The sequence below is a fragment of the Vibrio sp. 1249-1 genome, from assembly GCF_033340495.1.
Window position 1 is genome coordinate 1 of the sequence record NZ_JAWOWJ010000354.1, and the last position, 821, is coordinate 821.

General features: G+C 46.8%; 3 protein-coding genes. All 3 read right to left on the minus strand.

Annotation, left to right across the window (positions count from 1 at the left end):
• The coding region (locus tag R7Z50_RS26320) for an undecaprenyl-diphosphate phosphatase (RefSeq protein ID WP_318149591.1) at positions 1-144 on the minus strand (144 nt) is incomplete at its 3' end.
• A gap of 15 nt (positions 145-159) precedes the next feature.
• A complete protein-coding gene (folK, locus tag R7Z50_RS26325) occupies positions 160-642 on the minus strand; it encodes a 2-amino-4-hydroxy-6-hydroxymethyldihydropteridine diphosphokinase (RefSeq protein ID WP_005465890.1) in 483 nt (160 codons plus the stop codon).
• On the minus strand, positions 639-821 hold a 183-nt coding region (locus R7Z50_RS26330), incomplete at its 5' end, for a dihydroneopterin aldolase (RefSeq protein WP_318149590.1). The genes folK and R7Z50_RS26330, both read right to left, overlap by 4 nt.

The window sequence follows — 821 nt, forward strand, 5'->3', positions numbered from 1 at the left end:
GTGTACTGCCACATCAAACGCTAGACCTTGGTCGGCCCAACCGAAAATGGCAGAGGGTAGGATCAAGTGCGCAGAGCTGGAAATGGGCAAAAACTCTGTCAGACCCTGAATCAGAGCCAAAATAAAGGCTTCAAAATAACTCATGTAAACAACTCAAATTTAAAGTGAAAAAGAAACTGGTTTGAGTGAATCAACGGGCTGCATAGCATGCCAAATGTCGGCTACAGTGCGTCCATCGCCGGGGATCACTAAATGAGGTTCGAGATCATACAAGGGCTTTGTGACAAAAGGATATTTGTAGATATCACTGCGAGGTAGCTCCGGTTTTTGTGCCGAGATGCACTCACCGAAGAGCACTATATCGAGATCCAGTGTTCGATCCTGATACTTTTGCGCATTTTCCTCACGACCCCACTTATATTCAATCTCACGTAAGTGGTGACTCAACTCTTCGAGTGACAACTTTGTGCGCATCGCAATCACAAAGTTGTAGAAGTTTTGGCTACTAAAGCCGATAGGTTCACATTCGTATATCGGTGAGACGAGGAGATCTTCGCCGAGCTTCTGCAACTCGAGATAGGCAACCTTAGCGTGTTGCTCTCTGTCTATGTTTGTCCCCACACCGATATAAGTGGTGATCATGCTTGGCCTCGTTCAATCACAACCCCAACAGATCGTGCCTGAGGAACGGCGCCCGGTTTCGCTAAACGAATCTTCACCCAAGGAACGCTGAAGCGTTGCATGATAAGTTCTGCAACTTCTTCCGCCACGCGCTCTACCAACAAGAAGCGACCATTTTCAATATGATTTAATACTGCTTC